General features: G+C 61.5%; 13 protein-coding genes and 2 pseudogenes. 5 read left to right on the top strand and 10 right to left on the bottom strand.

Translation table 11 applies throughout. From position 1 onward, the window contains the following. Nucleotides 1-43 precede the first annotated feature (43 nt). From LR961_RS18230 to LR961_RS18240, 3 genes are all read right to left on the bottom strand, one after another. Entirely contained in the window at nt 44-2,695 is a 2,652-nt protein-coding gene (locus tag LR961_RS18230; RefSeq protein ID WP_232151391.1) for an AAA family ATPase, read from the bottom strand. A 100-nt stretch (nt 2,696-2,795) separates the two neighbouring features. Beyond that, the gene (locus LR961_RS18235; protein WP_232151392.1) at nt 2,796-3,848 is read right to left on the bottom strand and encodes a DUF3800 domain-containing protein; all 1,053 of its coding nucleotides are present in this window, start codon (nt 3,846-3,848) and stop codon (nt 2,796-2,798) included. Between the two features lie 570 nt (nt 3,849-4,418). After that, nucleotides 4,419-4,907 carry a hypothetical protein gene (locus tag LR961_RS18240; RefSeq protein WP_232151393.1) on the bottom strand — a complete coding sequence of 163 codons (489 nt, stop codon included), beginning with the start codon at nt 4,905-4,907 and terminating at the stop codon, nt 4,419-4,421. Between the two features lie 48 nt (nt 4,908-4,955). Between LR961_RS18240 and LR961_RS18245 the strand changes: the two genes are divergently transcribed. Next, complete coding sequence (locus LR961_RS18245) at nt 4,956-5,369, top strand: hypothetical protein (protein ID WP_232151394.1); 414 nt, start codon at nt 4,956-4,958, stop codon at nt 5,367-5,369. Nucleotides 5,370-5,383: 14 nt separating this feature from the next. On the opposite strand, the gene LR961_RS18250 is transcribed toward LR961_RS18245, so the two are convergent. The 4 genes and pseudogenes from LR961_RS18250 to LR961_RS19345 form a co-directional block, all read right to left on the bottom strand. Further along, nucleotides 5,384-5,623 carry a hypothetical protein gene (locus LR961_RS18250; protein ID WP_232151395.1) on the bottom strand — a complete coding sequence of 80 codons (240 nt, stop codon included), beginning with the start codon at nt 5,621-5,623 and terminating at the stop codon, nt 5,384-5,386. A 136-nt stretch (nt 5,624-5,759) separates the two neighbouring features. After that, nucleotides 5,760-10,349 (bottom strand): hypothetical protein, encoded by a 4,590-nt coding sequence (locus LR961_RS18255; RefSeq protein WP_232151396.1) that lies wholly within the window; start codon nt 10,347-10,349, stop codon nt 5,760-5,762. 741 nt (nt 10,350-11,090) lie between these two features. Then, entirely contained in the window at nt 11,091-11,648 is a 558-nt protein-coding gene (locus tag LR961_RS18260) for a serine hydrolase (protein ID WP_232151397.1), read from the bottom strand. A gap of 129 nt (nt 11,649-11,777) precedes the next feature. Continuing rightward, nucleotides 11,778-11,885 (bottom strand): annotated as a pseudogene (locus LR961_RS19345) (IS3 family transposase); the annotation flags it as partial. Between the two features lie 83 nt (nt 11,886-11,968). Here LR961_RS19345 and LR961_RS18265 point away from each other — a divergent pair. From LR961_RS18265 to LR961_RS18275, 3 genes are all read left to right on the top strand, one after another. Beyond that, the gene (locus LR961_RS18265; protein WP_232151398.1) at nt 11,969-14,413 is read left to right on the top strand and encodes a hypothetical protein; all 2,445 of its coding nucleotides are present in this window, start codon (nt 11,969-11,971) and stop codon (nt 14,411-14,413) included. Between the two features lie 62 nt (nt 14,414-14,475). Beyond that, nucleotides 14,476-15,429, top strand: coding sequence for an RHS repeat-associated core domain-containing protein (locus LR961_RS18270; RefSeq protein ID WP_232151399.1), 954 nt, complete (start codon nt 14,476-14,478; stop codon nt 15,427-15,429). 11 nt (nt 15,430-15,440) lie between these two features. Continuing rightward, nucleotides 15,441-15,737 carry a hypothetical protein gene (locus tag LR961_RS18275; RefSeq protein WP_232151400.1) on the top strand — a complete coding sequence of 99 codons (297 nt, stop codon included), beginning with the start codon at nt 15,441-15,443 and terminating at the stop codon, nt 15,735-15,737. A 165-nt stretch (nt 15,738-15,902) separates the two neighbouring features. On the opposite strand, the pseudogene LR961_RS18280 reads toward LR961_RS18275, so the two are convergent. Next, nucleotides 15,903-16,808 (bottom strand): annotated as a pseudogene (locus LR961_RS18280) (YifB family Mg chelatase-like AAA ATPase); the annotation flags it as partial. A gap of 10 nt (nt 16,809-16,818) precedes the next feature. Further along, nucleotides 16,819-17,073 carry an accessory factor UbiK family protein gene (locus LR961_RS18285; RefSeq protein ID WP_232151401.1) on the bottom strand — a complete coding sequence of 85 codons (255 nt, stop codon included), beginning with the start codon at nt 17,071-17,073 and terminating at the stop codon, nt 16,819-16,821. 180 nt (nt 17,074-17,253) lie between these two features. Between LR961_RS18285 and LR961_RS18290 the strand changes: the two genes are divergently transcribed. Next, nucleotides 17,254-17,592: a P-II family nitrogen regulator gene (locus tag LR961_RS18290; RefSeq protein WP_232151402.1), complete on the top strand. Its 339-nt coding sequence runs from the start codon at nt 17,254-17,256 to the stop codon at nt 17,590-17,592. 266 nt (nt 17,593-17,858) lie between these two features. Here the strand turns inward: LR961_RS18290 and LR961_RS18295 are convergent, their stop codons facing one another. Then, complete coding sequence (locus LR961_RS18295) at nt 17,859-18,521, bottom strand: kinase (RefSeq protein WP_232151403.1); 663 nt, start codon at nt 18,519-18,521, stop codon at nt 17,859-17,861. Between the last annotated feature and the right edge of the window lie 52 nt (nt 18,522-18,573).

An 18,573-nucleotide genomic window follows, 5' to 3' on the forward strand; every position in this document is an offset into this window, starting at 1 on the left:
TGGGCCTAGGGTGCTAGGTCGGGTCGATATCTCTCAGTCAACCTTATCTCGGACGGCTTAAGGCGGTTGCTCCGCGGTTCTGCAGCGATTCTAGTGCTATGTCTAATGCAGTGACCGATTCCACAATTGACCGCACAGTGGCACGGTCAAATTCATGGTCACGCTGGGCGTCGTGTACGCCGCTGTTGAGGTATCCCCACTCGATACTCGCGCCGCTAACATTGAGCAGTGCGGCGAGCGCATCGACTGCCTGTGGCGCACCGACGTGCTGTGCCGCGATCCGGTCGACCGCCGATCGCAGCTTGCTGCACTTGTTGTTCAACTCCCAGGGCGAGCGGGGTCCACCTAGCTTGATGTCGATCCGACCATCCGCCCGCCGGCCCAGCCATGTCCAGAGACGGTCCGTGAGACTCTCCAGCGCCGGCCTGGCCTGGCGCAGCGCCTCGCGCTTTTCGTCGGCCGCCAACGCCTGCTGGGCCAGCAGAACGTAGTTCTTCGTCGGTGGATCGCTGTCGACGCGCAGTTCGTGCTCTCCATGATGCGGGAGGAACTTGTAGCGTTTGATGGCATAGGCGCGCCGGACGCCCAGCTCCTGCTGGATACGGTGCAGGAATTCCTCGGCGTGCGAGGTGAGGATGACCTGCTTGCCGTCGAGCAGGCCGTCCTCGAAGAACGTGCGCCAGATGCCATCGCGGTGATCGTCGTCGATCGCGTTGACGACGTCATCGAAAATGACCACGGGGCAGCCCTGCGCGATGTTCTTGGCGAGCAGAATTGCCAGGCCCAGGCATTTGATGTGCCCTTCGCTGAAGACGATGAGCGCGTCGTAGCGCACGCCAGGTTCGCCCCCGAACTCCACCTCGATTTTGCCGTTCTCCGCCACCGGCAACCACAATGCATGCAGTAGATCGCCGGGCGGGTCGGCCCGATTGAATGCGTTGTACAAATGGCGTGCTTGTTCTCCCAGCCCCTGCAGCAGGATACCCGGCAGAGCGGTCAGGTAGGCCTGGATCTCGGGCAGGAAACCGTCGTATGCGGTCTTGATTCGCTGATGGTGTGCCACCACCGGCACTTCGGCCGCGACAGCCTGGATCAGCTCGCGGTTTGCCTCGTCGAACTGGGCTACGGTCTGGCGGGCCGCCGCTAGGTCCTGATCGGCCGTCGTGCGCAGGGTTCGCAGCCGTTCGATCTCCAACTGATGCTGCTGCAGTCGGTCCCGCTCCTGGGCCAGCGCGCCGCGCTGGGCATGCACTTCACGCGCTTGCTCATCGAAGCTTTCGATGATCTGGGCGATACGCAGTAGGGCTTGCCAGCCGCGCTGATCCCCTTCGACCCACGCGCTGAGCCAGTTGCCCGTAGCCGCGGGGGGTAGAAGCGGCAGGCCCGCGGCCTGCAGTTCGGTAGGGCAGGCGGTTGCAGCCGCCGCCAGCACGCGGCGCATCTCGTCCCACAGCGCTCGGACCGCCTCGTTCAACTGGGTCCGAAGCCCGGCCTCCTGCTGCTGGAGAGCAGCCAGTTGCGCGAGCTGGTCCAAACCCGTTCGCGCCCTGACGAATGGGTCTTGGGCCACGGCGGCCAGCCCTGTGCCGCAAGCGGGACACGCGGCCGCACCGTCGGCCAAGGCCAGTACCGCCTCGTAGAGCTTCGCGTACGATACTTCGCCGGCGCGAGCCGCGAGTTGCGCGGACGAGGCCTGCCACAGTCCGTGGACGCGGTAAGCCTCTGCCAGCAACGCCTGCAGGCCGATTTGGGTCACGCCATGAATGGCAGGCGGGTTGGCGTCAAGCTGTGCTTGGACATACAGCAACCGTCCCTGTTGCTGCGGCGTACCGAGCAGCCAGTCCACGCAGGCCTGGTAGGTCGCCCCGGACGACATGCGCTGCGCGAGGGCTTGTTCTTGGTTCTCAACCACTGCGATCTTTTGCGAGTAGGCGGCGATCGTCTGCTCGGAGTTCGCCAACTGCAAACGACGCTGTGCCAACTGCGCCGCCTCGACGCCAGCAAGCATCAGGTCTTGATCGAGCGAGGGGTTGAAGCCGCGCACGAACTCGCTGAACTGGTCCACGCCGAACAGGGTTGCGATGAGCTGACGCTGATCGCCCGGGGTGCGCGCGGCGATGCGGGCGAAATCGTCGAGGCGGTTCTTCTCGATGAAGCAGAAGCGGTATTCGGCTTCGTCGGGCTGGACAACCTGCGGCTCATCCGCCGCCTTGGACGATAGGACCGGAGCGACGTGGCGGCGCAAGCGCGCGTTGTTGCAGTAGGTCCGTTGGTCGACCCGCTTGGCCTGCGCTTCGCTGATAGAGCCGAGCATCGCCACTTCCAGGGCCTCGCAGAAGCTGCTCTTGCCAGTGCCATTGGCACCGTATACCAAAGTGATGTCATGGCTGAGGTCGAACGTCTCCTGCCGCATGAATCCGCGAAACGGTCCGACGTCGAGCTGGTGCAGTCTTCCGAGCGCCGGTCCGGTCTCGGGGACGCGGGCGTGTCCGTCGTACGTGACAGGCATCTGCGCCAGATGCGCGACAGCCAGCGGTGCCAGGCGCGTGGATCGCCCGCGGCGCACAGCACCGACCTCTGCTAGTGTCTGCAGGCGTTCAAGCACTAGGTGTGCAAGCCGCCGCACGTCGTCATGCACGTTGCGCTGCGCCAAGTGCGCCATGAAACGGTGGTATTCCGAATGAATGCTTGCCATGTAGCCCCCTTTACACAGAAGGACGCTCTGTACGGCGTCCTTGACGTTGTTGTTAGCCCACCCGCGTCTGGGCGCAGGTGGGCGGTGCTTCCATACGCGGTTATGGCTTTTGGAAATTCTTGGCGAAGTAGTCGATAACTTGGGACGCCTGCGTCCCTTGGCGGAATCGCCTCTGCTCTTCGAAATCCGTCGAGGGCAGCATGTGGATCAGCTGATGATCTGCGTAAAGCTCGATGACCTCACGGGCGTCCAGCGCACCGGCACGTTGACCCGTGAGCGTGTTCGCTGCTTCGATGGCCGCGCCGATCATCACATCCGCCAATTGCACGGCGGGACTGTTCCGAGAATCGACCTGCGTCACCGACTGAAGCTTAAGCGGAAAAGTGATGCTGGCGATCTCCGACTGGCGGAATGTGACCACATCTTTGTGGTGGATGTAGCGCTGCAGCAAGTCGTGATAGGTGAGCAGGTTCTTCGACCGGTCGTGCTCGACCCGATAGGGACCGTCGGCCATGGCCTCCATACGGCTGACCAGTGACTGCAGCACCACTAGGGCGGCATCCGTACTGACGCCGGGGGTTGCGATCGCTCGCAGGCACTCGGGGGCCGCGTATTTCGCCAACGGCCCCAGCGCCTCGGGCAATTCCTGCCAGCGGGAGGCGCGAGCTACTTGGATTAGTTCGGCGAGCGCTGCCGGGCTCTTTTCCTTCACTGCGCGCTGGAAACTTGCCAGCAGACGGTCGAGAGCGTCTGGCCCGAGAAGCGTCGGCCCCACCGTGTATAGCAGGGATGCCAACGAGTAGTTCTGTCCCTCCTGGTAGAAGTCCATCCCGCGCTCGTAATAAAACGGCTCCACGGCATAGTCGAGGAACATAAGCAGCAAGAGGTAACGTTTGTCGCAGACGTAGGTCACGCACTTGTAGTGGCCTAGCACGTCACGTTGCAGCGCCATCAGGCGGGGGCGGTTGCCCGGTCGTCGCGCTAGAGCCCGGTACTTGAGCTCGTCCGCTTGTAGCTTGGGAAAGTGCTCCCGGATTAAGCGCCTGGCCTCGTCGTCGTCGATGGCGATTGCCGTCGCACCTTGAAACCTCTGCTCCGGGTTCAGCAGATCAAAGCCTGTGTAGCCGCTTTCGTCGATTCGGAAGCACTCCAAGTTCCAACCCCCTGAGCCAAGATGGATCAGGTGATGATACGGTCAGTAGAGGCTTCAGATATGGTTCGAAGACTGCTCTTGGCCGCAGGGCGTCATGCGACCCAAAGCGGACCTTCGCACGGCTCAAAGGAGGGGCCGCTGCGCCCGCCGGGAGGCGAAGACGTTCTGCAACTGGGTCCGGCTTTGCGACGCTTGTTGACTGGGCTTGGGCCGCCTAAGATCGAATTGAATCAAAGGGGATGCGGCCCGCCACGGCCGCTGTGCATAAGTCACATAACCGGACCCCCAAGGTCCGTCTATTAGGTAGTTGGGCACCGCATGCGGCCAGTTCGCGACTTTGAGAGACAGCTCAATAACCTCGATCTTGAGGTGACCGTGATTGCCAGCTACGTATACGCGGAAATGGCAATCCACCATGCGGCATCCAAATCGAAGGGCTTATTGAGGGCACTGAATCGCACTCCAACCTTCTGGCGCACTTGTTACGCATCATTTCAGTCTTCTGCGTATGTGGCTCTGGGGCGCGTGTTCGACCTTAAGTCGCCCTACAACATTGAGGCGCTAATCGCCTCAATGGAGCACGATATGAGTGTGTTCTCTCGCGACGCATTGGCCGCTAGAAAGGCAGCGGGTGGCTTCGCTGATCCCACCCACCTGCAGAACTACGTAGCTAATGCACACATTCTTAACTTGAGTGACATTCGGCGTATTCGGCGTGCCGTAGCTCGGCGCCGACTTGTCTACGATCGAGCGATCATGCCTGTACGGCACCAGTACTTGGCGCACCGTCAAGCGCACGGCCACGAACATGTTCAAAGCCTTTACAGCAAGGGCAAAGTAAGGGAGATGTGGCAGTTGTCGTGCTTTCTTTACCAACTGCACCAAGCCCTTTGGAACCTCTACAACAACGGCCGAAAACCAGAGCTTCGATTTCGCGTACGCTTCTCCCCAAAAGTCATTTACGATCACCCTGGCAACAACTCTGGCCCGCACGAGCGGATCGTCCGCGACGTTCGCATCCTCATGGGCATCATCGAGAGCGGTGCCTAAAAAGTTCATTCAAGCCGAACCCGCTTCGCGGACCAGCTTAATTCAGGCTTAGCGCCCATGTCAGAAGAATCGCTCCTCGCTCTACTTCTCTCGTTGCCAATCGGAATTGTCAGCGGACTCTATTCAAGCCTTATCGTGACCAAGTACGCACGCTTTTCCGAGCTGCGGTGGGAAGCGCTACGGATCATCCGCTCGATAAATTTCATCGGCGATGACACGCAGTTGGAGGTAACGGAACCGAGCAATCTGAGTTCGTTGCCGCTGATCGCAAGCGATCTTTATGGTCTAGGGCATCGAGCTGCCGGCAGTACAATTAACTCGCTGTACGACATTATTCTTGGCGCTAACATAGCGATCGCATCTGGAGCGATTACACCAGCTGCGTACATGTCGCAGCACGAAGATTGGCAGCGCCAGTCAGGAGAGATCAGTCCCAACAAGCGCATCTATCTCCCTTGGGGCTGGCCGTGATAGGCGCTAACAAGTCATTCAAGCCGAACCCCGCCACGCAGGTCGGCGCACCGCGCATAGTTGGCGCAGTCGTCCAGGATCTCGCCCAAGTTCTGGTGCAGTGCCTGGACGGCCGGAAACAGTTCCCCGATCACGATTAGGTGGCGGGCAGAGCGCTCACGCTGGCGCTGCCAAGGCTCCTTCAAGGAAATGACCAAGGCGACCACCACCGCCACCCATATCCCCAGTGCATTCCGGTCGATTACTACGTTCACCTCGCCTTCAATCAGTAAGACCCGAGCGTAGCTCGCCGTCCAATCACCGGTCGAGACATCGGTGCCCAGGTGGCGGATGCACTACTCGCTGGTCAGTACTCCCCGAGCTCAGGTCGGAAGGCGGGGTCGCCGACGATTACTTTCGCCAGGGGGCGACGTCGGGTTCGATCGAGCGTCCCAAGAACTTGCGCTGGTTTCCGGCACTGGACTTATCCAGGCCGGCGTTAAATGGTCCGCGGTTCACTCGCACATGCCAGCGCTTGCGCGCATGCAAAGGGGAAGCGGCATCGGCCTTGGCCGCTTCGGAAGCCTCCCACAGCTCGGCGCGACGATCGGCGCTGGCGCGGAACAGCACCCAAGCCGCGTAGCTGCCTTCCGCCGTGTCGCGCGCCCAGTACTCGCGCCACCAATACCGCGCACAGGCCTCGCGCCAGCGCTCCCGCGCGGCCTGATGTAGCAGCTGTGCGATCGTTCCCTCGAGAGGCCCATCCGGCCAGGCGCCGGCGACCGGCAGCTCATTGAAGGCCCCAAAGCCCGACAGCACGATGGCGCGCTGCTGACGCCAGTTCAACGCGCTGGCCGCATCCTGGGCAATAACTGCCTCCATCCAGTCGCGCCGGCCGTTGTATTGGGCCGCCAGCACCAGTTCGTACAGCCCGTGGTCCGAGGTGGACGCGTCCAGACGGAGCAGCTGTTGGCGCAACGCCTCCACCGGCGGGGAGTCGGGAGCGCCGAAGACGAGATGCAACAACTCGGGCAGATTCGCGCCGCTTATCACCCGGCTGTGAAGAGTCTGGCGCAAGGCGTTCCACAGGGCCGCGCCGACGTCAGGGCGCGAGGCCAGCAGCACCTCGCATAGCGCCAGGAAGGGCACTTCCGCCAGGCGTACTCGGCGCCGGAAGGCGTCGGTCAAGGTGTCGTAGCCCTCGATCCACCGTTCGATGAACTGTGGCGCGGCACGCCAGACCATCTCGAACTCGGCCGCGGTCATGTCCATCATGACCAAGCTGGAGGTGGTCTGACGTGCGAGCGTGATGCGCTCCCAGGCGACGTTGCGCGCCGCCTTAAAGGCGGCGTTGCGCGTGTCGTCGTCGAACATGCGGAAGAAGCCTTCGGGCGAGTCGGCGTCGGCTTCCGGCAAGGGCTGCACGGACACCCCCAGCGGGCGCGAACCGGAGCGGCTTTTCCATACCGTCAACTCGGCACCCGAGTCGAATTCCGGCGCGGTGTCCGCGCGAATGACCGCATCGAAGGCCGTGGCCGCCTCGAGGACCTCCACCGGGTCCTCGCCCCGGATGCGTGCCGCTTCCAGCCACCACCACGGCGGCAGGCGCGGCCACACCTGATCGAACGGATCGCCCCGGGTCGCCGAGACTAGGGCGTTGGAACCATGGAAGGCGATGCCCGGATCCATGGTGGCCTGCCAGCACCAGTCGCGTTGCAACAATTCGGCCCCCAACCTGGCCGCGTCGCTGGTGCCCAGGATCAGGTAGGCCAGGCGCGCCAGATTCTCGTTGTCCGATTCCATCGCCTGTGCGATCCAGGACCACGTCGTGTCGCTGAGCGACGGCGGGGCGCCGGACAACATCTCCAGCAGCTGTTTCTGCATCGCGGCGCCCTGACCCCCGAACTGCGCCACCAACTCATCCACGTCCTGCCGGGACAACGCCCCCACCCCATCCTGAAGGGTGGGCATCAACTCCGGCAACGCGGCGGCCAGGACCGCTCTGACCTGGTCGATGGGGGCGAGCTCAGCGATCTCGGCCAATACGGCGCGGTTGCCGATGTCGTAACGCATTTGCTCCGAAGCGCCATCGGCGGCTTCGCGCAAGGCGCACGCGGTGGCACGTTCGGCTTCGCCCTGGACGAGCGCGGCATAGTTCAACTGCAGGGCGTGCCAGAGTTGGGCGTCGGGCGCTTTGCCGGGGCCGGCCGCGGCCCAGGACCGCCACAGCTGGGCCAGCTCGTCCGGCAGGCACCGGGCCAGGATCGGAAGCAGGCGCTCGAACTCATGCGATTCGGACGTGGCGTGGCGATTGATGTAAAGCTTGTCGACCGGAAACTGCTTCACCAGCGCCCGCAACTCATCGCAGTACACCGCGGTTGGTACGAACGTCGGATCCAGCCAGTGTTCTTGCAAAGTATGCGCGCGCTGGATCGGCGTCATTGCGGTGTCCGCCAGCACCTGGGCCGCGTGGCGTCGTTCGACGGCGAAGAATCCGCGGCCGATGTTATCCAGATAGTCACGCTGGTAGTTCAACTTGAAGTCGAGATCGCTATCGACGGACTCGCCTGCGTCGCGGTCGGCTGGATACCCAGTGAGGTACAACAAGAACGCCGCCACGCGTTGCTGTAACCGCGGTTTGACGCCCGCTTCCGGAGTTCGCGCCAGCATCTCCGCCGAGGCCTGTCGTAGGGCCAGCGCGGTCGGCTCTGGATCGACCTCGTTGAGCAGACACAGCCACTTGAGCGACTCCCAATGCGGATGGAACGGCGACAACAGCGCCGATAGCGCACCAGCGGTGAACGCGGCGGTGGCATGCTGCAGGGGAAAGCCTTCGAGCAAGGCGGCCGCGCTGGCACCCCACTGGTCAGTGTCGTGGTCCACCACCTGCAAGGGCACGCCTAGTACGGTCTTGGCATTGCCGGGGACCGAACCGATCCGCTCGAGCAGCCGCTCCTGACGCCTGGTCTTTTCGGCGTCGTCGCTGCCAATCGTGAGGCGCGCAACCACGCTCAGCCATTTGGTGGCCCGGGCCACAAAGCGATCGCGAAGCGACGCATCGCCCCGATCCAGATTGCGCAGCGCCGCCAGCGTGACCAGGCGCGCCGATGACTGGGCCGATCGCCCCGTGCGCTCCACCACATCGAGCAGGTTGTCCGGCATCGCCGGTGCCAGCGCGATCAGCTCGGCGCGGTGCGTAGGCGCCAAGTTCTGCGTCTGCAGCCACGCCGTGACCAGCAGTGTCAGCGTCGGTCCGGTTTGGCCTGACTCGAGCGCAGTCGACACCGCGGCGCGCAACACTTCGGCGCGCTGATCCAAACCTGCGATGGGCTCCAGCCAACCGGTCAGCGCGTTGTCGGCCTTGGCCATGTCGCTCTCGGCCGCTACGCGTTCAACCAAGGCGGCGCCCAGCGCGTGGTTGACCAGTACTGGATCGAGTTCATAGCTGCCCGCGGCGTCCCTGCGGGTGAAGGCGCCATCGATGATCTCGCTCAGGCGACGCGATACGTGGCTGGGGTCTTGCGAAAAATCGTGCGCCTGGTCGGCCAGCTCTTGGCGCGAGTACTTGGTGATGCCTTTCACCGCGCGTCCGGCCACCCCGCGCAGCCAGTCGCGCCACTGCTCGTCCGACCAAGCGCGGTCGCCCAGGGTGTCGCGCCCGTGCTCGAACAGCAATCGTTGCACGGTAATCTGGCCTACATCCTTCAGGCGATCGTTCAGACGCACCACGAGGCTGAATAGGCGCGGCGTGCGCGCCTGCTCGAGTAGGTCGGGCTTCATCGATGCGCGCGACAGGCCATGCTGCTGCAGCATCGCATCGAGCTCGGCGTCATTGAACTTGCCCACTTGCGCCTTGTCGGGCTTGTCGACCAATCCCTTGAGCTGGCGCAGTTCATTGTCGAAGTAGGTCTGGCGCGTGGAGAGCACCACCCGCACCCTTTCACGGAACGGCTCGGCTTGCAGGACCTTGAGCACGGTGATCCAGTCGAACAGCGGCTCTTGGTTCACGCCATCGAAGACCACCACGAAGGCGGCGCCTTCGGATGGCGGGCGCAGCAGCAGCTGTTCCACCCGCGCCCGCCAATGCGCTGCGTCGCGTACTCGGGACAATTCGTGCAGGCGCTCGCCGAGAAATTGCGTCATCCCCGTCTTGTTGAGCTTGGTCAGGCCCGGCATCGCGGAAGAGGGAACGACCAGCGTGATCGGCAGCTGGTCCTCGACCTGCTCAAGCCAGTCGATGGTGGTCCAGGTCTTGCCCATGCCTTCGCTGCCGATCACGCACAAGGGGGCGCCCTTGGCACTGGGACTGGCAAGCCACGCTGCCATCTTGCTGCTGGGTTCGGCCCGGCGGACGAATTGCGGACCCTTCACGACTTGGTTCAAGGTCAACGCTGACTCGTGGCGATCGATGCGCACCTTGCGCAGCAGTTCTAGCGAGCGCGTGCGCAGGGCCTCGAAGCCGATCTGCCACGCTTCCAGCTCGCGCTGCAACTCCGCAATCTTTGTAGTGAAGCTCGGCGCCAGCGCTTTGGCCAGCGCTCCGGCGCGTGAGCCGAAGTGTTTTTCGGTTGTGGTCGGGTCCCAGGCCAAGAGGGCCGGCAGCGCTGGCGTGCTGGTGGTTTTCCAGTCAACGACCAGCACCGGCACGCCATCGCGCAGCCCGGAGTTGTACAGGCCCGTCTCCACTTGGTCGGGCACATCTCGCGAGGACGCCAGGATCCATGCCTCCAGACCCGGCGTGCGCTCTTGCGCTTCATCGATTTCACCCCGCAACGACCGCTCGTCCAGCGGCGTGCTGTCGCGATAGCGCTTGCACTCGATAAGTAACGAGCGGCCCTGTCGTCCGGCGGTACTGGCATCGGTGCCGTGCTGCGTGCCCGACTTGGCGACGGCAAAGGTCGTTCCGATTAATTGGCCGAACAGCTCGGTGACAACGTCTTCGAACACATCGGTGGCCGCCGCTTGGACCAGGCCTTGCAGCTCGTCAAGCTCTGCCTTCATGGCGGCCCGAACGGGCGGGGTGGGCGTCGTTGTGGACAAGGTGAACCCCCAAGAAAGTCGGCCGCAGCGCAGCGTGGAATCATTGCAAAGACCACCGCGCCATTCTACGGGCGGGCGTGGCTACCTACGCGGTCGGCGATGCCACATCCCCCGCTCTTAAATCGGCGCCGGCGCAACGCCATTGCGCCCGCACCGGCACTCGGTCCAGGGCGCTCAGAAATTTGGTAGTCCAGCCCCGTGGCTTGGGGTACCTTGCAGACGCTGTGGTTCAGAACTACAAAAACATTGACAGGGCCATTCATCAGTCTGATGGGTCGTACGGCTTCGAAGGTCAGGTTTTTTCGATAATTGTGACCCTTGAGGATTGGCTGTTATTCAGTCCGGTCGCGACAGAAATGCTGGAGCAAGCTATCACGCAGGCGTTCAGCGACTCCACACTATCAAGCGATTTGAGGGTAAGAGTTCCCTACCTAATCTTTGGTGCAGAGAGCTTTCAACACGCTGTGGCGGCGCTAAATTCTCATTCAATGTCCACCGTCTTTGGTGGTTTCTAGACGTCAAAGTACGAAGGTTGGGTTCCCTCGGCATACCTGCAAGATTGCTTCGGCGACGTGAATCCAGAACCCATAGGTAATTTCGTACAAGACTTCAACTCAGCGGTAAGAGGCCTTCTCGCCGATGCACAACTCCGTAAGGCCGAAGGGTTGTGAGACAACTAGTTTCTGTGATTGCGCTTATAAATCACTGGGTTGCAAAGATAATTTTCCCCAGCCACCAAGCGTAAATTGTTGATCCAACTAATCTCCAGCCTGCATTTTCCCAAAGAAATCCTCGCCCGGTATGCCAGCCGCCAGAGACGGGCTCACCTTTGGTGTGATGTCCAATCCCGGCCCGTGTCTTCCAAATCGGCGGCAAGGTCGTGGCGAAGGTACTATCCTTCATGTCCAACGGGCCCAGGACCAGCTCCTGCATCAGCTCGGGAAACAGCTTCCCGCAAGCTTCGGCCATCATCAGTTGAACAACGGTGTAGCCGCCACCGGAGTACTTCCATTCGGTTCCGGGTATAGCCTCTACGCGGACCGGTTCGGAGTTGGCTGGCGGCGCGCCATCCAGCACCTGCAGCAGTGAAGGTACTGCTTCGCCTTGAGCGTAGCCGTTGAAGCCATGAATGTTTATGTCCGCACTGTGGTTGAGCAGGTCGCGTAACGTGACAGGCTGTTGCTGGGTGAAGCGGTTACCTATGCCTTCACTGATGTGTTTGTCAAAGAGGGTCGAGAATGGCGATTGGTTTCGGCTCAAGAGACTATTAGGCCGTGAATCGCCTAGTAGCCTCGGCGAATCTGTAGGGATACGCCGCGTTCGGGTTGGAGTTCCGAGTATTTGGTGCACACCCAAGCGAGGGCGGCGATGCGCTGCCTCGAGGTCAATCGGACTGACGCCACCGAGGTAGCTGTGTTGGCGTGTTGGATTATAGAACCCGTCGATGTAGTCGGATATGTCCGAGGTCGCCATTTCTCGACTGTCGTAGATGCGCTGGACGTGTCGAACATGTACCGATGTCAGTATCTCGGGATGGCGGTGGAGTAGCTAAGGTTACGGAAACCGCAGGCTTACAGAGATTGAATCTAGCGACTCCGGGCCTTGATCTGCTCGACCTTGCCCTCCTTCCTGCCTCGACAGTTTGCGAGAACGATGGCAGTTCCAGTGCGGTCGCACCGCGCCGGGTGGTACGGACTTATGACAACCGTAACCGGTTGACCTCGCTGACCTTTCCTGATGGAAACGGCAACCAGACATGGGCCTATACGCCCGACAGCAAGCCGCATCAGGTCATCACACAGGACGTGGCGAGCTCCACCCAGACAATCAACACCTATACGTACAACAAGCGTCGTCTGCTGACGGCAGAAACCGCTGGCCAAGTGAATGGCTACAGCTGGGCCCTCGGATATGCGTATGACACCAACGGAACCTTGTCGGGGATTCAGTATCCAAGTGGTTTGTACGTGGATTACGCCCCCAATGCCCTGGGGCAAGCTACCCGCGCCGGCAGCTATGCCACCGGGATTTCCTATCATCCGAACGGTGGCATGAGCCAGTTCGTGTACGGCAACGGGATCGCCCACACGACGCAGCAGAACGGACGACAGCTGCCGACGCGGGTCAAGGCTGGCACGGTGCTGGACAACACCTATAGCTATGACGCCAATGGCAATGTGGCCCAGATCGCCGATGCTCTTGATTCAACTCGGGCGCGGACGATGATCTATGACGGACTGGATCGTCTGGCGCAGGCAACGTCGGGGTCTTTTGGTGGCGGTGGGCAGGTCACTTACAGTTACGATGCGCTGGACAATCTACGTACAACCAAGCTGGCGGGCGTGAAGGAGTACAACTACTGGTATGACGCAGCCAATCGCCTGAGTAACATCGTTGACGATGCCGGTGCCACGATCATAGGCCTTGCATACGATGTGCAGGGCAATCTCGCCAACAAGAACGGGCAAGCATTCCAGTTCGATTTCGGTAACCGTCTACGCTCGGCCGTCGGCAAGGAATCGTACAGCTACGATGGCCATGGTCGGCGTGTGGTCTCCTCCAACCCTAGCCAAGGCAACATCATCTCGATGTATGGTCAGGACGGCGTACTGCGACGCCAGGATAATGACCGCGAGGCCAAGAGCGTCGAGTATGTTTATCTGAATGGCAGTCTGATTGCCAAGGTCAGTACCACCACAGCCCCGGCGGCGCCCACAGTAACGGTACCGGCCTACAGCGACACTGGCTCCTATACAGTGAGTTGGAATGCGGCTGCATCGGCGACCACGTATGAGTTGCAGGAGCAATTTGATGGCGGCGCTTGGCAGGTCAGCTATAACGGGTCCGCGCTATCCATCGCTATGAGCGGCAAGTCAGGCGGGTTATATGGCTATCGTGCCCGGGCTTGCCGAGGAGCCATCTGCGGTGCTTGGGGAGCAACGGCGAGTATATCGGTGCAGTCGATTCCTTCGGAAATCTCAGTCGTCTCCGCGCCATCACTTTCGAACAACGGTAGCTATACGGTGAGCTGGACCGGTACATCCGGCGCGACGAGCTATAAGCTAGACGAGAGCGCTAGCGGCGGCAGCTGGTCGCAAGTCCAAAGTACTTCTGCACTTTTTAAGTCCGTCACGGGAAAAGCAAACGGCACCTATTCCTATCGAGTGAGTGCATGTAATGCTGCCGGCTGTGGCGGCGTTAGTGGCAGCGCCAACGTGCGTGTCGTGCATCCTCCCGCTCCTGCGCCGGTCCTCAGCGCGCCGGCAAGTTCCTCCAACGGCAGCTATTCAGTGAGCTGGGCAGCAGTTCCGACGACGACCAAGTATCACTTGGAAGAGAGCTTGCCGGGCGGCGGCTGGAGCGAGATTTACTCCGGCAGCGGCAGCAGCTTTGCCATCGGCGGCAAAGGCAATGGAACTTACTTGTACCGCGCTATCGCCTGTAACGACGGCGGATGCTCTGACTATTCTCAAAACTTGGCGGTTTCAGTGCTGTTGCCACCGGCAGGCGTGCCGGTGCTTTCAGTGCCAGCCACGAATTCCAATGGCTCATATAGCGCCAGTTGGACATCCGTAACAACGGCAACAACCTATCGTTTGGAGGAGAGCGTCAATGGTGGCGCCTGGGTACTCATCTATGCAGACGGGGCGATCAATCGAGCTCTGAGTGAAAAGGCATCTGCAACCTACAGCTACCGCGTTCAGGCATGCAATACGAGTGGTTGCGGTAGTTGGAGCACAGCAGCATCGGTGTCAGTGCAGCGGATTCCAAATGTACCCGCAGGCAACTACGGGACTCTAGAAAGTCCAAGCAAGACCCAGTGGAGAATATCGGCATTCTGGGGAGTCGTGCCCGATGCCACACGATACGAGCTAAAGGGCTACATGACCTATAACGGAACCGCGACAACAACAAGCAAACTCATTAAGTCCGTTAACCCGCCAGAGGAGGCTCTGAGCTTCCAAGTTCGGGCATGCAACGCCAATGGCTGTTCGGCATGGTCTGCCATCTTCAACGCATACTAATGGGGAGTTCCATGGACGATAGACGAACAGGCTCGCGTTTGATCCCGCGACTCGGGAGAGTCATGTCAACTTGTGCTTGGATGTTGGCGGCTCTTCTGCCTTTGGTTGCACAAGCGCAGACAACGGTCGAGTACATCCACACCGATCCCCTGGGGTCGCCGGTAGCAGTGACCGACGCGGGCGGCAATGTCATTGAACGTGAGATCTATGAGCCTTATGGGTCCCCGATCAAGCGTCCACCATCAGACCAACCAGGCTTCACTGGTCACGTATCGGACTCGCTGACCAATCTAACTTACATGCAGCAGCGCTACTATGATCAGCAGATTGGGAGGTTCCTGTCAGTCGATCCGGTCACGGCCTATAGCAACCCAGTTGGTGCGTTTAATCGATACTGGTATGCCAACGACAATCCGTATCGCTTCAATGATAGTGATGGGAGAGAGACTGGTGCCGCATTTCGTACTGTTAACAACCTGACCAATGGAGGGCCCGTAAATAGGCCTCCAAGAAGTCCGGACGATAAGTTGGGACCGGTCATCGGCTATGCGCTGGGGGGGATTCTTGCAGCACCGGCCGTCGGTTATGTTGGAGCTGCAGCTTTGGCGAACCCTGCGACCGCCAACACCGTCATGACAGCTGCCGCTGACCTAGCAATAGGCGACGCTATCGGGGGAGCTTCACTCGCCGCGTCTGCGACAACTCTGTATCGCGTCGTAGATGGCATCGAGCTGGATAGTATCCGGGCATTAGGTACCTTCTCTGCGAGTCCGAATGGTGACACTGTGAAACGCTTCTTAGGAAATCTGCCCGACGCACAAGCACTGAGAGCTAGGTTTGAAGAAGCATATGGCGTGAAACAGTATGTGGTTGAGGGTCGCGCATCCTCTGAGGTCATGAGCTCCACGATAACAACCCGCTTTAGCGACGTTCCTGGCCGGCCGATGGATTCAATCAATGTAAGATCAGAGGATGCTTCAAAGGTGGTCTGTAATGTGCAGTTCACTTGCAATTAGGGGTATTTGTCGTGAGCATCAGTGCATATATTTTTCTCGATATGATTGATTCAATGGGTCGCGCAACGAGAGTCATCGATCCTTCGACGGCTAGGCTTATGGCATTGCATGTATCTGAAAGCCCAATCTGGTATGGATTTTTTATAAAGGAATCAGCCGAAACCTCTTTGTTGCCAGGGAACGGCTACTCCGTTGAGTTGTACTTTCTTGATGATCAGGGGTCGAAGGAGAGCTTCCCGCGCGGAGCGTCCATTCTGTTTGGTGACGGCATTTCAACAAGAGGGTTCATCCGCCTTCTCGGGAACTGACTCTTTTCGTTAGGTTGAGCATCGATCTCGATCAGAAATGGTTACAAGACATGTAGGTTGAGGAGAGGCAGCGCTGGCGAGGGCCTCACTTGTGCACATTTTCACCCCAAATTGACAGCGCTGGCTGGATGAATCTGTTGTCAGTCAACTTGACGACCTAAGAGACAGTTCATCCAGGAACAGTACGCCGTTATGGGCAAGCGATATTTCACCCGGGCGCGGATACGAGCCACCACCTACCAGAGCCACCGCGCTGGCGGTGTGGTGCGGCGCGCGGAACGGACGTTGCCGCCAGCGTGCCGGATCAACCCCACGACCGCTGACCGACGCGATGGCGGCTGTTTCCAGCGCCTCATGCTGGCTTGCGTCTGGCAGGATGCCGGGCAGGCGCGAGGCCAGCAGCGTCTTGCCGCAGCCCGGAGAGCCGAGCAGCAGCAGGTGGTGATTACCGGCTGCGGCGATTTCCAGCGCACGGCGGGCGTGTTGTTGGCCGCGTACGTCGGCCAGGTCGGGCAAGGGGGCTGGAACGGCGGGACGCATCTGCGCCATCGGCAGTTGCTTGTCGCCGGCCAGGCCGGCACACACCTCCAGCAGCGTGCGTGCGAAGTTGACGTCTGCATGCGTGGCCATTGCCGCCTCTGCCGCATTGCCTTCGGGCACGATCAGCGTGCGCTGCGCGCCCGCCGCGGCGATGGCCGCAGGCAGGGCGCCATCGACCGCGCGCAGTTCGCCGGTCAACGCCAGCTCGCCGATGAACTCATGGCCGGCCAGCGCCGCGCGGTCGATCTGGCCGCTGGCGGCAAGGATGCCGAGCGCGATGGGCAGATCAAAACGCCCGCCGTCCTTGGGCAGGTCGGCAGGCGCCAGGTTGATGGTGATGCGGCGGGCGGGGAACTCGAATTGCGCGCAGATCAAGGCCGCACGCACGCGGTCACGTGACTCGCGTACCGCCGCCTCGGGCAGGCCGACGATCTGGGTGCTGGGCAGGCCGCCGGACAGGTGGACTTCCACCCGCACTTCCGGTGCCTGCACGCCCGCACGGGCGCGGCTGTACACCAGCGCCAGGCTCATGCGGCCCGGCTCAGCGGTTGTCGGGAGCGCGGTTTTCCAATGCGACGACGGCCTGTTCCAGCGCGTCGAGCTTTTCACGGGTGCGCAGCAGGACCGCACGCTGCACTTCGAATTCCTCGCGGGTGACCAGGTCCAGCTTGGCCAGGCCGGCCTGCAGGGCGCCCTTGAAAGTGGCCTGCAGTTCATCGCGCGAATCGCGCAGCCCTGGCGGCACCAGGTCACTCAGGCGACGGGCAAGCTCGTCGATGTGGTTCAGATCGATCATGGCTGGTGTCTCCGCAGGGATCGGCCGAGCCTAGGGGCCTGGTCGTGTGCGGTGCATCGGTATCCGTTCTGGCAGGCCGTAAGGATAGTCCGTAACGTTGGCGCTGGCACCTTGCCGGCGATGCTCAAGTCCGCGTGCGGGCACGGTATCCTTTCGGCGATTACCCGGAGGAAGCGACCAATGAAGATGATCATGGCCATCGTCAAGCCGTTCAAGCTGGACGACGTGCGCGAGGCGCTGGCCGAACGCGGGGTAACCGGCATCACTGTTACCGAGGTCAAGGGTTTTGGCCGGCAGAAGGGCCACACCGAACTGTACCGCGGCGCCGAGTACGTGGTCGATTTCCTGCCCAAGGTGAAGATTGAAGTCGCGGTGACCGACACCCAGGCCGAGGAAGTGGTCGAAGCCATCGTCAAGGCCGCCGGCACCGGCAAGATCGGCGACGGCAAGGTGTTCGTGTATGACCTGGGCAGCGTGGTGCGCATCCGCACCGGTGAAGTGGACGCCGACGCACTCTGAGCGCCGATGGCGCCGTGTGTGTGGGCGTGATCACTGGGGGCTGCTTCGGGCGGGCCCGGGTTCAACGGCAACCCCTCCCCAACCCTCCCCTGCTGCGCAAGGGAGGGGGCAAGAGCGGCGTTTGCGGCCATCTGAAACATCGCGCGGGATTCCCCCTCCCTTGCGCAGCAGGGGAGGGTTGGGGAGGGGTGCTCCTGTTTCGGCTCAGGCTTCCGCCCGGAACAAACGCATCAGGCTCATCAATCCAGGCCTGCGCCCGCGGGCGATCACTGCTGGCCCTTGATCCTTCGGTACAGGTGCTTCCACGTACCGCGAACGGCCTGCACCCAGCCTGGCTCGGCCAGCAGGGCCGCCTGTTCGGCGCTGGGCCGTTGACCGGTCAGGCGCTGGCGCATCTTCACCAGGTTCTTCATGTCACTGCGGCGCAGCTGGCGGATGATCGGCCAGTTGCGCATCCAGCGTGGGGCGCGGAGCGCGGAGGTGAAGTCCAGCAGCACCGGCACGCCGGCACTGATCACCACGTTGGTGCCATGCAGGTCGTTGTGGGTGATGCCGGCTGCATGCAGGCGCGCCAGCGCGCTCTGCAGTTGATCGAATACTTCCTGGGTCACGCCCTGGACGCCGGCGCTGAGGGTGTCTCCTGGGATGAACTCCATGCCCAGCGCCAGACCGCCCAGGGTGCCGAGCAATGCCGGCGCGTGCTTCCAGCCCTGCAGGGTGCGCAGCACCTTGGCCTCGTGGCGCACCAGCAGACGCGCGACCGGTGACAGCGGCGTGCCGCGATAACGGCGGTAGTCCTTCACGACGGCCAGCCGGCCTTGCAGCTCGATGCGATAGACGTCCGGCTCGAGCAGGCGCTCGCCGCGCTTGAGCAGTTGATTGGCGGGAACAAGCGGCGTATCGCCGTCGAAAGTGGGCAATGTGTTCATGAAAACCTTCCTGACGCGGCGGGCGCGGAAAGCGTCTTGAAATGCCGGTCTT

The sequence above is a fragment of the Stenotrophomonas sp. SY1 genome (genome assembly GCF_021202945.1).
Taxonomy (GTDB): Bacteria; Pseudomonadota; Gammaproteobacteria; order Xanthomonadales; family Xanthomonadaceae; genus Stenotrophomonas.